Raw genomic sequence first — 19,121 nt, forward strand, 5'->3', positions numbered from 1 at the left:
CTCCTACAGAAGAAGATGGCGTGCTGTGTAGGAGCGAGCGGGCGGCGATCCGACTTGCCCGCGATGACGTCAGCCCAGGCGCCGCTGAAACATCAGCAAGAATGCCGCTCGGCCAAAAACTTCAACAAGGCCTCGGTGACAAACGCCGGGTTTTCCAGGTTGGAGATATGCCCCGCCTCGGGCACCAGTTGGTAAGGGCAGCCAATCAGCTCGGCCATTTCCTTGGTTTCCGAAGGCGGGCGCGGTTTGTCCTGGTCGCCGCAGAGCAGCAAGGTGGCTTCGGCGTCCAGTTGGTTCAGGCGCGCCAGTATGTCCGCGCGGCTGAAGGTGATGCGGCCGAACGGCACCACGCTTTCGCGCAGACGCTCGGCCGGCAGCGCGGCGAGCATGGCGCGGAAGTCCTGGTACAGCGCCGACTGCGGGTCGATGCCGGGGCGAAAGAAGATCGGGACCACGATGTCCAGCAACTGCGGCGAGATGCTGCCCGCCTCTTCGATCTGCTTGAACAGCGAGAAGTAATACTGGCGAGTCGGCTCCGGTTCGGCGCCGAGGTAGGTGTCCATCAGCACCAGGCCGTTGATGCGTTGCGGTGCCGCCAGGGCCAGCCGTGCGCCCCACATGCCGCCCACCGACAGGCCGATCAGGCTGACCCGGTCGATTTCCAGCTGGTCCAGCAGCGCCAGCACCTGGCGCGCCACGTCGTCCAGCGAAGTGGTGCCCTGCGGCAACGCGCCGGACTGGCCGTGGCCCCAAAGGTCGAGGGCGATCACCCGGTAATGCCTGGACAGCGCCTCGATCTGCGGCGCCCACATGTTCAGGTCCCACAGGTAGCTGCCGGCAAGCAATACCGCCGGGCCGCTGCCTTGGTCGAGGTAATGAAGGGGTTGTCCATCAATGGTCACGAAGGGCATCAACTGTCTCCTGTCAGGTGGCTGCGAAAAAGCCTCGGTAGACTGTGCCGATGAAGGGATACCGTCAATCGGACAAGTCCTAAGGGCCGTGCCAGCCGGGAGATTTTTCGCGAGCAAGCTCGCTCCTACAGGTAGAAGCGGGCTTGCTTGCCAAAGACCCGGTTTTACAGCCCCTCCAGCTCCGCCATCAAGTCGCTCAGCCGATCGACCTTCTCCTCATTGATTTCACTGCCCGCCAGCCCGTCGATGTAGTGCGCCAACTCCTCCACCGTGCTGCACTCGAACATCGCTCGCAGCGGCACGTTGCGTTGCAGGGTTTTCTGCACCCGCGAGGCGATCTGCGTGGCCAGCAGCGAATGCCCGCCCAGCTCGAAGAAGTTGTCGCGCACGCCGACCCGTTCGACCTTGAGCACCTCGGCCCAGATGTCGGCCAGGGTCTGTTCCAGCTCGCTGCGCGGCGCCAGGTAGTCGGTGCTCTGCAACTGGCCGATCTCCAGGGCCGGCAGGGCCTTGCGATCGAGCTTGCCGTTGGCGTTGAGCGGCAGGCGCTCCAGCCACAACCAGTGCAGCGGCACCATGTATTCCGGCAACTCGGCCCGCAGGCGCTGCTTGATGCGCTCCAGGCGTTCGCTCGGGTTCAGGGCCGAATCGCTGGCCACCAGATAGCCCACCAGGTGCTTGCCGTTGACCCCTTCCTGCACCCCGACCGCCGCGTCGCGGACTTCCGGTTGTTCGTGCAGGCGCGCTTCGATTTCCCCCAGCTCGATGCGGTAGCCGCGGATCTTCACCTGATGGTCGACGCGGCCGACATACTCCAGCACACCATCGGCACGACGTCGGGCCAGGTCGCCGGTGCGATACAGGCGTTCGCCCGGCGCACCGAACGGGTTGGGCACGAACACCGGCGCGGTGCGCAGCGGATCGCTGACATAACCGCGGCCGACCCCGGTGCCGGCGACGCACAGCTCGCCCACCGCGCCCAGGGGCACCAGCTCCAGCGCGCCGTCCAGCAGGTACAGGCGGTTGTTGTCGGTCGGCGTACCGATCGGCAGGTAACTGCCGCGGGTCGAGGCCATGTCCACCCGGTAGAAGGCCACGTCGTCGGAACACTCGGCCGGACCGTAGGCATTGACCAGGCCGATCTGCGGATAACGCAGCAGCCACTGGTGCGCCAGCTCCGGCGGCATCGCCTCGCCGGTCGGCAGCATCCAGCGCAGGCCGTCGAGACTGACGGCGTCCTGGGCGAGCATGCCCTGGATCAGCGACGGCACGCTCTCCAGCACCGTGATGCCCTGGGCCTGCACGTGGTCCAGCAAACCTTGCGGGTCATGGGCGATGGCGTTCGGCACTATGTCCACCCGCGCGCCGAACAGCGGCGCGGCGAGGAACTGCCAGACCGAAATGTCGAAGCTCTGCGAAGCGGTCTGGGCGATCACGTCGGCCTCGCTCAATTGCAGGTACGGCACTTTGCTCAGTTGGTTGTTGAGCATGCCGCGCTGCTCGACCATCACGCCTTTCGGCAGGCCGGTGGAGCCCGAGGTGTAGATCACATAGGCCAGGTTGTCCGGGCCGCTGTAAATGCCTGGGTTGTCTTGCGAATGCCCGGCCGCTTGCACGTCTTCCCACACCAGCAGGCGTGGCCGGTTGGCGCAGGCGAACTCGTCGAGCAAGGCTTGCGCCTGTTCGCGGCAGGCCTGGGTACACACCAGCAACGGCGTGCGGCTCAAGGCGATAATGCTGCCCAGGCGCTGGCTCGGCAGGCCCGGGTCCAGCGGCAGGTAGCCGGCGCCGGCCTTGAAGCTGCCGACGATCATGCCCAGCAGGTCCAGGCTGCGCTCGGCCAGCAGCGCCACCGGCTGGTCCAGGCCGACGCCGTTGGCGATCAGCGCATGGCCCAGGCGGTTGCCGCGCTGGTTCAGCTCGGCGTAGCTATATTGCAGGTCCTGGCAACTGGCGGCGATGCGTTGCGGATGGGCCGCCACCTGCGCCTCGAACAGCTCGACGTAGCTGTGCTGCAGCGGGTACTCATGCTCGCTCTGGTTGCAGCCGGCGAGCAGGAAGTCCTGCTCTTCTTCGCCCAGCAGTGGCAGCTCGGCCATGTCGCCATGGAAGCCCTGCACCAGCGCCAGCAGCAGGCGCTTGAACTCGCCGAGCATGCGTTCGATGGTCTCGCGCTCGAAGTAACGCTGGTCGTAGGACAGGTGCAGCCCCAGGTCGTCCCCCGGGTAGCACACCGCGGTGATCGGGAAGTTGGTGTGGGTACGGCCGGAATCCGAGGTGGCGTTCAGGCTTTGCGCACGGTCCAGCACCGAGACTTCCACCGGCGCGTTCTCGAACACGAACAGGCTGTCGAACAGCGGCTGGCCCTTGGGCAGCTCACTGTTTTCCTGGATCGCCACCAGCGGCAGGTACTCGTACTCGCGCAGCTGCATGTTGCTGTCCAGCAAGCCGCTGAGCCACTGGCGCACGCTGCAAGACTGGCCGTCTTCCGGCAGCTTCACCCGCAGCGCGATGCTGTTGATGAACAGGCCGACGGTGCGCTGCATCTGCGGCATCTCCACCGGACGCCCGGCCACGGTGACCCCGAACAGCACGTCGCGGTCGCCGCTCAGGCGCCGCAGGACCAGGGCCCAGGCCGCCTGGGCGAAGGTGTTGATGGTCAGCTGGTGCTGCTGCGCCAGCTCACGCAGTTGCGCGCCGTCGCGGGCATCGAGCCGGGTGTAGCAGTCGCCGACCACCATGCCGCCGCTGTCGCCGGCGTGTTCGCGCAGGAACGGCCGGTCGCTCGGAATCGGCGTCGTACGCTCGAAGCCCCGCAGGTTGTCTTTCCACCACTGCCGCGCCTCGACCAGGCTCTGGCGTTGCAGCCAGCCGATGTAGTCGCGGTAGCGGGTCGGCACGGCCAAGGTGGCTTCGCGCCCCTCACCGAGGGCGGTGTAGATCTCGAAGAAGTCGTTCATCAGCAGCGAACGGCACCAGGCATCGATCAGGATGTGGTGGTTGCTCATCATGAACCAGTAGCGCGCGGCGCCCACGCGGATCAGCCGCAGGTGGAACGGCGCCTGCTCGAGCAGATCGAAGCCGGCCTCGCGCTCGCTTTTCAGCAGCGCTTGCAACTTCGGTTCCTGCTCGGCCTCGGCCACCGCGCTCCAGTCCAGGTACTCGACCGGCGTGCTGCCCGGCTTGTGGATAACTTGCAGCATGTCTTCGCCGACGTTCCAGCAGAAGGACGCGCGCAGGGCTTCGTGACGGGCCACCACCGCTTGCCAGGCCTGGGCGAAACGCTCGGGGTCCAGCTCGCTGTTGATGCGGTAGCGGTCCTGCATGTAGTACAGGCCGGTGCCCGGTTCCAGCAGGGTGTGCAGCAGCATGCCTTCCTGCATCGGGGTCAGCGGGTACACATCCTCGATGGCGCTGGCCGGCACCGGCAGCGCATCCAGCTGGGCCTGGGTCAGACGCGCCAGGGGGAAGTCCGACGGCGTCAGGCCGCCGGCCTCGTCCTTGAGGCAATGGGCGATCAGGCTGTGCAGCTCGCCGAGGTAGGCCTGGGCCAGCTCATCGATGGTCTGCGCCTCGAAACGCTCGCCGCTGAAAGTCCAGCGCAACACCAGCTCGCCGGCATAGACCTGGCTGTCGACGCTCAGTTCGTTGGGCAGCGGCGCCTCGGGCGAATGGGCGGCGCCCAGCGGCTCGTCCAGCGGCCGGAACAGCGCGTCGCTGGCAAAGCTCTGGTCGAACTGGCCCAGGTAGTTGAAGGTGACCGGCGCTTGCGGCAAGGCCGCCATGGTCTGCCGGCCCAGGTCGTCGGCCAGGTAGCGCAGCACGCCATAACCGAGACCTTTATGCGGCACGGCCCGCAGTTGCTCCTTGATCGCCTTGATCGAGGCGCCCTGCCCGGCCGCCTCTTCGATCGCCACCGGCGTCAGGCGCAGCGGGTAGGCGCTGGTGAACCAGCCCACGGTGCGGGTCAGATCGATCTCGTCGAACAGGGTTTCGCGGCCATGGCCTTCCAGCTGGATCAACGCCGAAGCCTCGCCGGTCCAGCGGCACAGCACGCGGGCCAGGGCGGTCAACAGCAGGTCGTTGACCTGGGTGCGGTAGGCGCTCGGCGCCTGTTGCAGCAACTGCCGGGTACGCTCGGCATCGAGCTTCACGCTGACGCTGCGGGCATGTTTGTTCTGCTGCCCGCCATCGGCGTGCTGCACCGGCAGCGCCGCCGTCGGGCCGGCCAATTGGTCCTGCCACCAGCTCAACTCTTCGCGCAGCGACTCGCTGCCGGCATAGGCCTGCAGGCGGGACGCCCAATCGCGCAAGGCGCTGGTTTTCGCCGGCAGGCGCGGCGTTTGCTGAGCTTCCAGCTGGCGGTAGACGTTCTGCACATCTTCCAGCAGCACGCGCCAGGACACACCGTCGACCACCAGGTGGTGAATGGCGATAAACAGCCGTTGCTGGCCGTCCGCAACGTCCACCAGCAGCGCGCGCAACAATGGCCCGTTGGCCAGGTCCAGGCTGCGCTGGGCCTTGGCGAACAGGGGGGTGCATTGCTCCAGCGAATCCACGCGCATCTGCGCCAACAACGGCGCCTCGGCCAGCGGCTGGTGCTCGGCGCGCCATTGCCCGGCGACCTCGGTGAAGCGCAGGCGCAGGGCGTCGTGCTGGGCCAGCAGCGCTTGCAGCGCCTGCTCCAGCAACTGCGCATCGAGCGCCTGGGTCGGCGCCAGCAGCAGCGCCTGGTTCCAGTGCTGACGCTCGGGGATCGGGCTGTCGAAGAACCAGTACTGGATTGGCGTCAGCCCCGACTCGCCACTGAGCAGGCCCTGCTCGGCGACAACCTGCTCGCTGCGGCTGGCCACCGCGGCCAGGGTCTGCACGGTCTGGTGCTGGAACAGGTCCCGCGGGCTGAAGTGAATGCCCAGCTGGCGGGCGCGGCTGACCACCTGGATCGACAGGATCGAGTCGCCGCCCAGCTCGAAGAAGTTGTCGTGCAGGCCGACCTGCGACAGGTTCAGCACGTCACACCAGATCTGCGCCAGGGTCTGTTCCAGCTCGTTACTCGGCGCCACGTAGTGCTGGCGGTTGAGTTCCAGGTCCGGAGCCGGCAGCGCACGGCGGTCGAGCTTGCCGTTGGCGGTCAGCGGCATGCTCGCCAGCAGGATCAGGTGGGTCGGCACCATGTAGTCCGGCAGGTGGACTTTCAGCTGGGCCTTGAGCGCTTCGCGCAGCGCCGCCTGGGCCTCGTCGTCCTGCTCGGCGATATCGGTCACCAGGTAGCCGGCCAGTTGCTTGCCGCCCGGCATGTCCAAAGCCAGCACCACCGCTTCGCGCACGGACTCGTGCTCCAGCAGGCGGTTTTCGATTTCCCCCAGCTCGATACGGAAGCCGCGGATCTTCACCTGATGGTCGACCCGGCCGATGTATTCCACCTGGCCGTCGGCGCACTGGCGCACCAGGTCGCCGGTGCGATACAGGCGCCCGCCGTTGGCGGCGAACGGGTCGGCGACGAAACGTTCGGCGCTCATGCCCGGACGCTGGTGGTAACCCTGGGCCAGGCCGGCCCCGCCGACATACAGCTCGCCAGTGGCGCCTTGGGGCAGCAGGGCCAGATCGGCGTCGAGAATGTAAGCCACGCGGTCGCCGATCACGGTGCCGATCGGCACGCTGCCGGCGCCCTCTTCCAGTTGCTGCGGCGCCAGGCTGGCCAGGGGCATGACCACGGTTTCGGTGGGGCCGTAGGCGTTGAAGAACAGGCTCGGCTGGAAGGCCGCGCGGATGCGGCTCAGGTGCTCGCCGGTCAGGGCCTCGCCGCCGGTGATGCACATGCGCACCGGCAGGGTCTGGCCCTGGGTCGCCAGCCACTGCGCCAACTGGCTGCCGTAGCTCGGGGTGAAGCCGAGGATGTTGATGCGATGGTCGCGGATCAGCTGGCAGATCTCTTGCGCATCCCACTGCCCCTGGGCGCGCAGCACCACCTGGGCGCCGCTGAGCAGCGGCACCAGCAGGCGCTCGGTGGCGGCGTCGAAGTTGATGGAATAGAAGTGCAGCTCGCAGTCGTCCGGGCGCATGCCGAAGCGCTCGATCACCGCGCGGCAGTGCATGGCGATCTCGCCGTGGGACACCACCACGCCCTTGGGCTTGCCGGTGGAACCGGAGGTGTAGATCAGGTACGCCTGGTGTTGCGGCAGGCTGATAAAGGGCAACTCGCTGGCCGGGTAATCGGCCAGTCGCGCGCCGTCTTCCTCCAGGCACCAGCGCGCCACGTTCACCGGCAACTCACCCAGGGCGTCGAACATCGCCGCGTCGCTGAGCAGCAGGCCGATACCGCTGTCTTCGATCATGTAGTGCAAGCGGTCTAGCGGGTATTCCGGGTCCAGCGGCACATAGGCGCCGCCGGCCTTGAGGATCGCCAGCAGGCCGACGACCATTTCCAGCGAACGCTCCAGGGCCAGGCCGACCCGCACCTGCGGGCCGACCCCGCGCTCGCGGAGCATCCAGGCCAGGCGGTTGGCGCGGCCGTCGAGTTCGGCGTAGCTCAGGGTCTGCCCGGCGAAGGTCAGGGCCGGGGCATCCGGGCGCAGCAGCGCCTGCTCGCCGAACAGGTGATGGATGCATTGGTCGAGGCGGTGCTCGCCGGGCTCGACGCCCAGGCTGTCCAGCAGTTGCTGTTGCTCGGTGCTGTCGAGCAGCGGCAATTCACTCAGGCATTGCTCGGGGTCGGCGATCAGCGCCTCCAGCAGGTTGCGCCAGTGCGCCGCCATCCGGGCGATGCGCGGTTCGTCGAACAGGTCGGTGCTGTAGGTCAGGCAGCAACCCAGGCGATGGTCGAGGTCGGTGACTTCCAGGTTGAGGTCGAACTTGGTGGCCCGAGCGTCGTTGGCCAGGTATTCCACGGTCATGCCGGCCAAGTTGCGGCTCTGTTGGAATTCCCAACGCTGGACGTTGCACATCACCTGGAACAGCGGGTTGTAGGCGGCGCTGCGCGGGGGTTGCAGGGCTTCCACCAGGTGGTCGAACGGCAGGTCCTGGTGGGACTGGCCCTCGATCACGGTATGCCGCACCTGCTCGAACAGTTCACCGACGCTCATTTGCCCATCGAGCCGGCAGCGCAGCACCTGGGTATTGAGGAAGGCGCCGATCAGCCCTTCGCTTTCCGGGCGGATGCGGTTGGCCACCGGCGCGCCGATGCGCAGGTCGGTCTGGCCGCTGTAGCGGTAGAGCAGCGCCGCCAGGGTGGCGGTCATGGTCATGAACAGGGTCAGGCCGTTGTCGGCGTTGAAGCGGCGCACTCGGGCCGCCAGCTCGTCGCTCAGGTCGAAGCGGTACAGCTCGCCCTGGTGGCTTTGCACCGGCGGCCGCGGACGGTCGCTGGGCAGTTCCAGCAGCGGATGTTCGTGGCCCAGTTGCGCGGTCCAGTAATCCAGCTGGCGCTGACGCTCGCCGGACTCCAGCCACTGCCGTTGCCAGACGCTGTAGTCCAGGTACTGCACCGGCAGCGGTTCCAGCGGCGAATCGCGGTCGTCGATAAAGGCTTCGTACAAGGCGCTCAACTCGCGGGCGAAGATGTCCATCGCCCAGCCTTCGGTGACGATGTGGTGCAGGGTCAGGACGAAGTAGTGCTCCTGCTCGCCGGCCTTGACCAGGCAGGCGCGCAGCAGCGGGCCGGTTTCCAGGTCGAACGGCTGGTGCGCTTCGCTGTCGGCCAGTTGTTGCAGGCGTTGCTCGCGGCTCGCCGCATCCAGCTTGGAAAAATCTTTCCAGGCCATGCGCACACCGGTTTCAGCATGCACCTGTTGCCGGGCCACGCCGTCGACGCTAGGGAAAGTGGTACGCAGGGTTTCGTGGCGCAGGATCAGCGCCTGCAGCGCCGCCTCGAAACGCCCAACATCCAGCACCCCGGTAAAACGCGCCATGCCGCCGACGTTGTAGGCCGGGCTGTCCGGCTCCATCTGCCAGAGGAACCACATGCGCTGCTGGGAATACGACAGCGGCACCGGTTGGCTGCGGTCGACCTTGGCGATCGGCAGCTGTTTATTGCGCTGGCCGGATTCCTGGATCAGGCGTACTTGTTCAGCGAAGTCGCCCAGCTCGCTGGCCTCGAACAACACCCGCAACGGCAACTCGACGTCGCAGGCCTGGCGGGTGCGGGAAATGATCTGGGTGGCCAGCAGCGAGTGGCCGCCCAGGGCGAAGAAGTCGTCGCGCAGGCCAATCCGCTGCTGGCCCAGCACTTCGCGCCAGATGGCGGCGATCTGCTGTTCGAGTTCGGTATTCGGTTCAACGTGTTCGCGTACCTGCCATTGCGGCTCGGGCAAGGCGCGGCGGTCGAGCTTGCCGCTCGGACTCAGGGGCATGGCGTCCAGGCGCAGCAGTTGCGCGGGCACCATGTATTCCGGCAACTCGGTAGCCAGGGCGGTTTTCAGGCGCGCGCTCTGGGCGTCCTCATCTTCATCGGCAGTGATAGCCGTGTAATAGCCGATCAACTGCGCGCCGGCCGCGGTCTCGCGCACCAGCACCGCGGCCTGGGCCACGCCGGCCTGGGCCAGCAGGCGCGCTTCGATTTCCTGGGGCTCGACGCGAAAGCCGCGCAGCTTGATCTGCTGATCGAGGCGTCCGAGGTATTCCAGGGCGCCATCGGCGCCCCAGCGCACACGGTCACCGGTGCGGTACAGCCGTGCACCCTCGGTGCTCAGCGGGTCGACCACAAAACGCTCGGCGCTCAGCCCCGGACGCCCGAGGTAACCCCGGGCCAGGCCGCTCCCGGAAATGCACAGCTCGCCCGGCACGCCGGCCGGCACCGGGTTGAGGTCGGCATCCAGCACCCGGCAGATCACGTTGCCCAGCGGACGGCCGATGGGCGAACGCTCGCCATCGGTGACCCGGCACTGCCAGTGGGTGACGTTGATCGCGGTCTCGGTGGGGCCATAGCGGTTGTGCAGTTGGGTATCCGGCAACTGCTCCAGCAACCGGTCGCGCAGCTCGGCCGGCAAGGCCTCGCCACCGGAGAACACCCGGCGCAGGCTGACGCACTCGGCGGCCAGCGGCTCGTCGACGAACAACTGCAACAGCGGCGGCACGAAGTGCAGCGTGGTCACGCCGTAGTGCTGCACCAGTTGGGCGATGCGGTGCGGGTCGCGGTGTTCGCCCGGCGCGGCCAGTACCAGTCGGCAACCGGTGATCAGCGGCCAGAAGCACTCCCACACCGACACGTCGAAGCTGATCGGCGCCTTCTGCATCAGCACGTCGCTGGCGTCCAGGCGGTAGGTGTCCTGCATCCACTGTAAGCGCTCGCTCAGGGCCGCGTGGGTATTGCCCACGCCCTTGGGCTGGCCGGTGGAGCCCGAGGTGTAGATCACATAGGCCAAGTTGTCGCCGTGCAGGTGCAGGCCCGGCGCGTGGCTCGGCCAGTTGTCGAGCTTGAGGCCGTCCATGGCGATGGCGCTGACGCCCTCGGCCTGGGGCAGGCGCTCCAGCAGAGCGGTCTGAGTCAGCAGCAGCTCGACCCCGCTGTCGGCCAGCATGTAGGCCAGGCGTTCGGCCGGGTAGTCCGGGTCCAGCGGCACATAGGCGCCACCGGCCTTGACGATGGCCAGCAGGCCGATCAGCAGCTGCGGCGAACGCTCGGCGGCGATGGCCACGCATACGTCCGGGCCGACGCCCTTGTCCCGCAGGTAATGGGCCAGGCGATTGGCCTGGGCATGCAGTGCAGCGAAGCTCAGCTCGCCGCCCTCCCACACTAGCGCGGTGCGCTCCGGGGTCAGTTGCGCCTGGCGCTCCAGCCACTCCGGCAGCCATTGGCTGGCCACTGCGCACGGCGCTTCGCTCCACTGTTGCTGCTGCGCCTGTTCGCAAGGGTTGAGCAACGGCAGATCGGCGATAGCCGTCTGCGGACGCTCGCAGGCTTCGCGCAGCAGGCTGACGAAATGCTCGGCCAGGCGCTCGATGGTCGCGACCTCGAACAGCTCGCTGGCGTAGTCAAACGACAGGCTCAGGCGGCCGTTGCGGTCTTCTTCGCTGTGCAGTTGCAGGTCGAACTTGGCTTCACGACTGTGCCACGGCAGCTCTTCGGCCAGCAGCCCGGGCAGGCGACGCAGGGCGCTGAGGTCGCGTTGCTGGTGGTTGAACATGACCTGGAACAGGCCCTGTTCGCGAGCCTGGGGGAAGGCTTCGAGCAGTTGCTCGAACGGCAGGTCCTGGTGGGCCTGGGCCTCCAGCGCGGCCTGCCGGGTCTGGGCCAACAGCTCGACGAACGGCTGGCGACCATCCACCTCGGCGCGCAGCACCAGGGTGTTGATAAAGAAGCCGATCAGGCCCTGGGTTTCCAGGCGCGGACGGTTGGCGTTGGGCACGCCGATGCGGATATCGCGCTGGCCGCTGTAGCGGTGCAGCAGGCTCTGGAAGGCTGTGAGCAACAGCATGAAGGGTGTGGATTCATGGGCCTGGGCGGTCTGGCGAATGGCCTCGCTCAGGCTCGCCCCCAGGCGCAGGCTGTGGCGCGCGGCGCTGTGTTGCTGCTGGGCCGAACGCGGGTGATCGGTGGCCAGGCTCAGGCTCGGATGTTCCTCGCCCAGCTGGCTTTTCCAGTAGGCCAGTTGCCGTTCGCCTTCGCCCTCGGCCAGCCACTGGCGCTGCCAGCTGCCGTAGTCGGCGTACTGCAACGGCAGCGGCGCCAGGTTCGCCGCCTGGCCTTGGGAGGCGGCGGCATACAGGCGCGAGAACTCGTCGATCAGCACATTCAGCGACCAGCCGTCGGCAATGATGTGGTGCAGGGTCACCAGCAGTTGGTGCTCCTCATCGTCCAGACGCACCAGGGTCACCCACAGCAACGGGCCCTTCTCCAGGTCGAACTGGGTACGCGCTTCGTCCTCGCGGATCTGTTGCGCCCGCGCCTCGCGCTCGGCCGCCGGCAGGTCGCTGAGGTCGATCACTTGCAGGTCGAATTGGCCGGCCGGCAGCACCTGTTGCAGCGCCTGGCCGTCGCGCTCGAAAAAGCGCGTGCGCAGGGATTCATGGCGTTCGATCAGTTGCTGGAAGCTGGCGCGCAGGGCGTCTTCGTCCAGCTCGCCGCGCAGGCGCAGGCCGCCGGGAATGTTGTAGGCGCTGCTCTGCGGGTCGAGCTGCCAGGTGATCCACAGACGGTTCTGCGCCAGGGACTGGGGCAGTGCCTCGCTGCGCGACAAACTGTTGATGGCGCCCTGGGCCAGGCCGCCGTCCTGTTGCAGTTGCGCCACCTGGGCGGCAAAGGCGCCGAGGGTCGGCGCCTCGAACAGTAGGCGCAGGTTCAGTTCCAGGCCGAGTTCTTCCCGCAGGCGTGCGACGACCTGGGTCGCCGCGATGGAGTTGCCGCCCAGGAGGAAGAAGTGATCGTCGCTCGCCACCTGCTCGACCTGCAGTTGCTCGCGCCAGATACGGCCGATCAGGCCTTGCAGTTCGCTGGTGGCTTCGCGGCTTGCCTCGCCGCTGGCAGCCTGGCGGTCGGGGAGCTTGCTATCAAAGAACTGGGCGTAGCTGTCGAGGCTGCCATCAGCCAGGCGGTTGCGGCAGGCCGAGCGCTGCAGCTTGCCGCTGGACGTCTTGGGCAAGGCGCCGGGGTTGAGCAGGACCACCACGCTCGGCGCTTCCTGGTAGGCCTCGGCCACGGTCTGGCGGATCAGCTTGATCAGCGCCTCGGGCGCGAGGATCTTCTGCACGCTGCGGCTGATTTCCGCGGCGATGCCGATGCCTTCCTGGCCCTGGTCGGTGACGGCGAACGCCGCGACCCGGCCCTTGCGCACCACCTCGACCTCACGCTCGATGGTCTGCTCGATGTCCTGTGGATAAAGGTTGTGCCCGCGCACGATCAGCATGTCTTTCAAGCGGCCGGTGATGAACAGCTCGCCGTCGCGCAGGAAGCCTAGGTCGCCGGTGCGCAACCAGGTCTGGCCGGCGTGCTGGACGAAGGTCTTGGCCGTGGCCTCGGGGTTGCGCCAGTAGCCATGGGCGATGCTCGGGCCGCAGGCCCAGACTTCACCCACCTGATTGTCCGCAAGCTCGACCAGGGTATTGGGCTCGACGATCAGCACCCCATGCTCGGGCTGGCTGCTGCCGCAACTCATCATGGCATTGCCGTTGCCCGGCTCGGCGCGGTTCTGCGCCAGGGCCTGCTCGTCCAGGCGCAGGGCCGGGATGCCCTGGCCGCGGGTGCCGCCGGCGACGAACAGGGTGGCTTCAGCCAAGCCATACGAGGCAAAGAAATTATTCGGGGTGAAACCGCAGGCGGCGAACTTCTCGGCGAAGCGCTCCAGGGTGTCCAGGCGGATCGGCTCGGACCCGGAATAGGCCACGCGCCAGCGGCTCAGGTCGAGGCGCTCCAGGGCCGATTCGCTGACCCGCTCGCTGCACAGGCGGTAGGCGAAGTCCGGGCCGCCGCTGATGGTGCCGCCGTATTCGCTGATCGCCTCCAGCCAGCGCAACGGCCGGCCGAGGAAGTAGGCCGGCGACATCAATACGCAGGGCACGCCGCTGAAGATCGGTTGCAACAGACCGCCGATCAGACCCATGTCGTGGTACAGCGGCAGCCAGCTGACGATCACGTCGTCGGGGTTGAGGTCGATGCCGAAGCCGCGGCGGATCAGCACCTCGTTGGCCACCAGGTTGCCGTGGCTGACCTGCACGCCCTTGGGCAAGGCGGTGGAACCGGAGGTGTACTGCAGGAAGGCGATGTCGTCGCCTTGCAGCTCAATGGCGGTCCAGGCGTCGGCCAGGCTTGCCTCCAGGCTGTCCACGCAGAGCAACTGCGGCGCGTCGGCGCCTTGCAGCTCGTCCATCTGCGCCAGGGAATCGCGCAGCCCGCTGCTGGTCAGCAGCAGCCGCGGCTCGGCGTCGGCGATGATCGAGACCAGCCGCTCCTGGTGATGGCGCCGGCTCGACTCCGGCGGATAGGCCGGCACCGCAATGACCCCGGCGTACAGGCAGGCGAAAAACGCCGCCACATAGTCCGGGCCGCTGGGAAACAGCAGCACCGCGCGATCCCCCAACCCGGCATTGGCCTGCAGGGCCGCGGCGATGGTCCGGGCCCGCAGGTCGAGGTCGCGATAACTGAGGACCACGCTCTGATCCTGCTCTTCGGCAAGAAAGCGCAAGGCCACTTGATCGGGGGTCTGAGCCGCCCGGCGTTGAAGGGCTTGAGCCAGAGTGCTGGGGAGTTCGAACGCGTCCATCATGGGGTTTCCTGCGCGGATTGTGCTTGCACGTAGAGTCGTGGGCCAAGGCCGTGACCGTTACATAAACCTTTGAAAAATAAAGGCCCCTGCCCTCGGTACGAGGCATCTGGAGAGGGTTGTGGCGAGGTTTTCCACCCGGGAACCTTTCTCCAATGAGAACGGATGACGTCTTGAAATAATTAGTCCGCACTCTGCTCTGAAACACCGTCACGCGCTGCGACAACGAGCCGCAGTTCTCACTCTGCACCAAAGGGGTTCATTAATTCTCTTTCTCAATTGACAATCATTATCATTCAACATAATTTGTCGCTCGTTGCGTAGGACGAATCTGATTTTTCAGTCGGACTACTACCCATTTGGCAGCAAGGTGATTTCCATGACGGAACCAGTATCCACAAGCAGGTGCGATTCACCGCTACTCCAGGCTTTTGTCGATAACCGCCTGATCCTGGTCAAGATCGCGGCGCGTATTACCGGCTGCCGCTCCCGCGCCGAAGACGTAGTGCAAGACGCGTTCTTCCGGCTGCAATCGGCGCCGCAGATCACGTCGTCGTTCAAGGCGCAGTTGAGCTACCTGTTCCAGATCGTGCGCAACCTGGCGATCGACCACTACCGCAAGCAGGCGCTGGAACAGAAGTATTCGGGCCCTGAAGAAGAGGGTTTGAATGTGGTCGTGCAGGGTGCGTCGCCGGAAACCGCGCACATCAATTTCTCGACCCTGGAACACATCGCCGATGCGCTGACGGAGCTGCCGAGCCGCACCCGCTACGCCTTCGAGATGTATCGCCTGCACGGCGTGCCGCAAAAGGACATCGCCAAGGAGCTCGGGGTCTCGCCGACCCTGGTGAACTTCATGATCCGCGATGCGCTGGTGCATTGCCGCAAGGTCTCGGGCAACCGCACCGACAGCTACGCCCGCCACTGATCCCCCGCTGCACGCCCCGCCCCTGCTCGCGATAGCCACCCCACACCCGGCGCTACCGCGAACAGGCCCGCTCGCACCCGACCTCCCCCAGCGCCTGACGCCGTTCGCCCCCACGGCCCTGCGCCAGAATCAGCAAGGCCGCGCGCTTGTGGGAAAAATCGAAAGGCCGCTGGCAATGCCGGCAACGCTCCTGAGGGTCCAGTCGCCGATCGCCCGCCTCCGGCTCGTCCAGCCCGGGGTCGAAACCCAGCGAATGCACCAGCGCCGACAACCAGCCGGCCATCCACTCGTCCCCCTGCCCTGCCTGCCCACGCAAGGCCTGCACCTGGCCGCCCGGCGGGGGCGCGCAATCGCTGACAAGGGTTTTCCCGCCGCCCAGCCACAGCGCTTGCGAGCCCGCATCGGCAGCGCAACGGCAGGTATCGGCAATGGCCGCAACGGACAGTGAATCGAGAGAGGACATGGCACGGGCTCAGCGTCATCGGGGTTCAACCAAGTGACGTGAGCCGCGCAGAGAAATTTAGGCCGGCACGGACGAGCCGGCCGCTGGGGTCATTTGGCCGGAGGCATGACCACGATGCGGTAGGGATCGAAGATCTTCAGCAATTCACCGCTGTTACGCAGGCGCCCCAACAGCTGGGCGAAGGCATCGCCCGTGATCGGCGCATTCGGACGAATCAGCGCGTAGTGGTGGTAGACCTGGTCGATCCGGTCCGAGGCGTACAACTGCTGCGCCGTGTCGGTATTGCGCGCGAGGTAATCGCTGAAGTAGGAACGGGTGATCAGCGCGATGTCAGCCCGCCCGCGCAGCACCATCAGCAGGTTGCTGTCATGGGAATAAGTCAGGGTCGCGTTGTAGGTGTCGGCCAGGTACTTGGGGTCGGCATTGAAGTTGGCGAACTCGTAGTGATAACCGCTGAACAGGGCCAGGCGCTTGCCCTTGAGGTCAGCGAAATACTGCTGGTCGCGGCCGGACTCGCGCTGGGCGACGAAGATCTCGGCATCTTCCAGGCCCATGTCGACGCTGGTGTGGGGAATGTCCTGCCAGCCCCAGGCTGGATTCTCGAAAATCGCCATGTCGACGCGGCCTTGCTCGAAGTCGCGGAAACGCCGGGGAATGGAGGTAGGCACCAGCACGAACTGATAGTCGCTTTGCAGGCCGTTCAAGGCCTCCACCAATTGCGGCAGCAACCCGGTGTCGGCGCCCTGCTCGGGACGCACGGTATAAGGCGGAAAATGCGCCGCGCCCACCCGCACCAGCTGCGCGGCGCTGACCGGAAGCACCGTCAGGCTGGCTGCAACCCACAATAGAATTCGTAAAGCCGTCCGCATTGGCGAAGACATCAAGAGCACTCACCTCAAGAGAAAAAAGACAGGGCACTCATTCAAGCTAGGCCGTTTCGCCCGCTTCGACAACTTTGCCCCGGATAATTAATTGCTGGCGCCAGGCCCTCAGCGATCCTTGAGGATCAGGGTCAGGGCCTCCTCGGCCAGTTGCTCGAGGGTCAGGCTGCCGTCGGCGCGGAACCAGGTGGTGGTCCAGGACAGGGCTCCGGTGAGGAAACGCCGGGTAATGAAGACATCGCCCTTGATGAAACCGGCCTGCTTGGCCTCGCCCAGCACCTGCAACCAGATCTGCTCATAGATGTCGCGCAGCGCCAGGACATCGGCCTGACCCTCGGCCGACAACGAACGCCACTCGTAGACCAGCACCGCCATGGCCTCGCCGCTGCCGCCCATGATCGACTGCAGCTCGCAGCGGATCAGCGCCAGCACCCGCTCGCGCACGTTGCTCGCTTCCGCCAGCTCGGCACGCATCAGGGCGGTGTTGTAGTGGATGGTTTCCTCCATCACCGCGCGCAGGATGTCGTCCTTGCTCTTGAAGTGATGAAAGATGCTGCCGGACTGGATGCCCACCGCCCCGGCCAGGTCGCGCACCGTGGTGCGCTCGTAGCCTTTATTGCGAAACAGGTGGGCCGCGGTTTGCAGCAGCTTGCCGCGGGCACTGTCCGGATCGGTCAGTTGTCCGTTGGCGACCAGCTGGCGCATCACCAGCAGAGCTTTATGCTCATCCACGGCTTCTCTCCTACATTCGCTCGATCGTTATGCGGCGCAGCCCGCTGAAACAGGGAGGTTGCGCGCGCAATTTAAGCCCGCGGGGGCGACCAAGCAAGCGCTTGGGAATAAGATATTTCCGGCGTTTACAAACCAAGCGCTTGCTTGGTAGTCTCGCCCGCAGTGCTTTCGGCCTGTCTTTAATAACGTGTCTTCCACAAAGAGCCCCGTCATGACCAAGACCCTCCGCATCGGCTGTGCCAGCGCCTTCTGGGGCGACACCTCGAGCGCCGCCGCGCAGCTGGTGCAAGGCGGCCGCCTGGATTACCTGGTGTTCGACTACCTGGCCGAGATCACCCTGTCGATCATGGCCGGCGTCCGGATGAAGGACCCCAACGCCGGCTACGCCACGGATTTCGTCGAGGTGCTGGGCCCGCTGCTGGGCGAGATCGCGCGGCAGGGCATCCGGGTCATCAGCAACGCCGGCGGGGTCAATCCACAGGCCTGCGCCGCGGCCCTGCAAGTGGCCTGCGACCAGGCCGGGGTGCCCTTGAAAATCGCCGTGCTGCTGGGCGACGACCTGCAACCGCAATTCAAACAACTGAGCGGCGCCGGCATTCATGAAATGTTCACCGGGGCGCCGCTGCCGCCCCTGTGCGTGTCCACCAACGCCTACCTCGGCGCGCCGGGGATAGTCGAAGCCCTGAAGCTGGACGCGGACATCGTCATCACCGGCCGCGGGGTCGACAGCGCGGTGGTCAGCGCCGCGCTGGTGCATGAATTCGGCTGGTCCTGGCACGACTACGACAAGCTGGCCCAGGCCGCCCTCGCCGGGCATATCATCGAATGCGGCGCCCAGTGCACCGGCGGCAACTTCACCGACTGGCGCGACGTGCCGGACTACGAACACATCGGCTTTCCCATAGTCGAGGTCGGCGCCGACGGCCAGTTCGTGGTCAGCAAGCCCGAAGGTTCGGGCGGGCTGGTGACACCGCTGACCGTCGGCGAACAGCTGCTCTACGAGATCGGCGACCCGCGGGCCTACCTGCTGCCGGACGTGGTCTGCGACTTCAGCCAGGTCAAGCTGCACCAACAGGGCAAGCACGCGGTCAGCGTGCACGGCGCCAAGGGCCTGCCGCCCACCGGCCAGTACAAGGTCAGCGCCACCTATCCGGACGGTTTCCGCTGTACGGCAAGCTGCCTGATCGCCGGCATCGACGCCGTGGCCAAGGCGCGCCGGGTCAGCCAGGCGATCATCGACAAGACCGCGGAAATGTTCGGCCAGCGCGGCTGGGCGCCCTACAGCGAAGTCAATATCGAGCTGCTCGGCAGCGAAGCCACCTACGGCCCCCACGGTCAGCGCCAGGACAGCCGCGAAGTGGTGATCAAGCTCGCCGTGCGCCATCCGGACAAACGCGCGCTGCTGCTGTTTTCCCGAGAGATCGCCCAGGCCGCCACCGGCATGGCCCCGGGGCTGACCGGCATTGTTGGCGGCCGGCCCACGGTGTATCCGCTGATCCGCCTGTTTTCGTTCCTGATCGACAAGAACGCCTGCACCCTGGACGTCGAGCTGGCCGGCCAGCGCCACCGGGTCGAACTGCCCGAACTCGACCGCCTCGACTCCAACGCCCTGCCCGCCCCCCATGCCGTGCCCAGGCCCACCGGTCGCGCCGATGCCAGCGTCCCTCTGGTCAAGCTGGCGGTGGCGCGCTCCGGCGACAAGGGCAACCACAGCAATATCGGGGTCATGGCCCGGGCTCCCGAGTACCTGCCGTGGATCGCCGAGGCCCTGACTCCCGAGGTCGTGGTGGACTGGATGAGCCACGTGCTGGACCCGGTGCACGGCCGGGTCGCGCGCTGGTACCTGCCCGGCAGCCACAGCCTGAATTTCCTGCTGGAAAACGCCCTCGGTGGCGGCGGCGTCGCCAGCCTGCGCATCGACCCGCAAGGCAAGGCCTTCGCCCAGCAATTGCTGGAAATCCAGATCCCGGTGCCGCAGAGCATCTTTGATGCCGTTAACTGAAGGATGACTGC

General features: G+C 66.4%; 7 protein-coding genes. 2 read left to right on the top strand and 5 right to left on the bottom strand.

The window, feature by feature from the left end; genetic code table 11:
- Window positions 1–92: 92 nt before the first annotated feature.
- Both ACQKQA_RS08265 and ACQKQA_RS08270 read right to left on the bottom strand, forming a co-directional pair.
- Window positions 93–911: an alpha/beta fold hydrolase gene (locus ACQKQA_RS08265; RefSeq protein ID WP_427555368.1), complete on the bottom strand. Its 819-nt coding sequence runs from the start codon at window positions 909–911 to the stop codon at window positions 93–95.
- Window positions 912–1,075: 164 nt separating this feature from the next.
- Window positions 1,076–14,107 carry a non-ribosomal peptide synthetase gene (locus ACQKQA_RS08270; RefSeq protein ID WP_427555371.1) on the bottom strand — a complete coding sequence of 4,344 codons (13,032 nt, stop codon included), beginning with the start codon at window positions 14,105–14,107 and terminating at the stop codon, window positions 1,076–1,078.
- 376 nt (window positions 14,108–14,483) lie between these two features.
- On the opposite strand from ACQKQA_RS08270, the gene ACQKQA_RS08275 reads away from it, so the two are divergent.
- Window positions 14,484–15,032: an RNA polymerase factor sigma-70 gene (locus ACQKQA_RS08275; RefSeq protein ID WP_427555374.1), complete on the top strand. Its 549-nt coding sequence runs from the start codon at window positions 14,484–14,486 to the stop codon at window positions 15,030–15,032.
- Between the two features lie 52 nt (window positions 15,033–15,084).
- Here ACQKQA_RS08275 and ACQKQA_RS08280 read toward each other — a convergent pair whose 3' ends face one another.
- The 3 genes from ACQKQA_RS08280 to ACQKQA_RS08290 form a co-directional block, all read right to left on the bottom strand.
- Window positions 15,085–15,495 carry a pyoverdine biosynthesis protein gene (locus ACQKQA_RS08280; protein WP_427555376.1) on the bottom strand — a complete coding sequence of 137 codons (411 nt, stop codon included), beginning with the start codon at window positions 15,493–15,495 and terminating at the stop codon, window positions 15,085–15,087.
- Between the two features lie 89 nt (window positions 15,496–15,584).
- Window positions 15,585–16,376: a substrate-binding periplasmic protein gene (locus ACQKQA_RS08285; RefSeq protein ID WP_427555378.1), complete on the bottom strand. Its 792-nt coding sequence runs from the start codon at window positions 16,374–16,376 to the stop codon at window positions 15,585–15,587.
- A gap of 108 nt (window positions 16,377–16,484) precedes the next feature.
- Window positions 16,485–17,108 (bottom strand): TetR/AcrR family transcriptional regulator, encoded by a 624-nt coding sequence (locus tag ACQKQA_RS08290; RefSeq protein WP_427555381.1) that lies wholly within the window; start codon window positions 17,106–17,108, stop codon window positions 16,485–16,487.
- Between the two features lie 211 nt (window positions 17,109–17,319).
- Here ACQKQA_RS08290 and ACQKQA_RS08295 point away from each other — a divergent pair, with 211 nt between their 5' ends.
- On the top strand, window positions 17,320–19,110 hold the full coding sequence (locus ACQKQA_RS08295) for an acyclic terpene utilization AtuA family protein (protein WP_427555383.1): 1,791 nt from the start codon (window positions 17,320–17,322) through the stop codon (window positions 19,108–19,110).
- The last annotated feature ends 11 nt before the right edge of the window (window positions 19,111–19,121 follow it).

It is taken from the genome of Pseudomonas sp. NPDC089530, assembly GCF_050280705.1.
Lineage (GTDB): Bacteria > Pseudomonadota > Gammaproteobacteria > Pseudomonadales > Pseudomonadaceae > Aquipseudomonas.

Coding starts and splice junctions, on each gene's coding strand:
- ACQKQA_RS08265 (WP_427555368.1), bottom strand. CDS start 911: ATGCCCTTCGTGACCATTGATGGACAACCCCTTCATTACCTCGACCAA.
- ACQKQA_RS08275 (WP_427555374.1), top strand. CDS start 14,484: ATGACGGAACCAGTATCCACAAGCAGGTGCGATTCACCGCTACTCCAG.
- ACQKQA_RS08285 (WP_427555378.1), bottom strand. CDS start 16,376: ATGTCTTCGCCAATGCGGACGGCTTTACGAATTCTATTGTGGGTTGCA.
- ACQKQA_RS08270 (WP_427555371.1), bottom strand. CDS start 14,107: ATGATGGACGCGTTCGAACTCCCCAGCACTCTGGCTCAAGCCCTTCAA.
- ACQKQA_RS08280 (WP_427555376.1), bottom strand. CDS start 15,495: ATGTCCTCTCTCGATTCACTGTCCGTTGCGGCCATTGCCGATACCTGC.
- ACQKQA_RS08295 (WP_427555383.1), top strand. CDS start 17,320: ATGACCAAGACCCTCCGCATCGGCTGTGCCAGCGCCTTCTGGGGCGAC.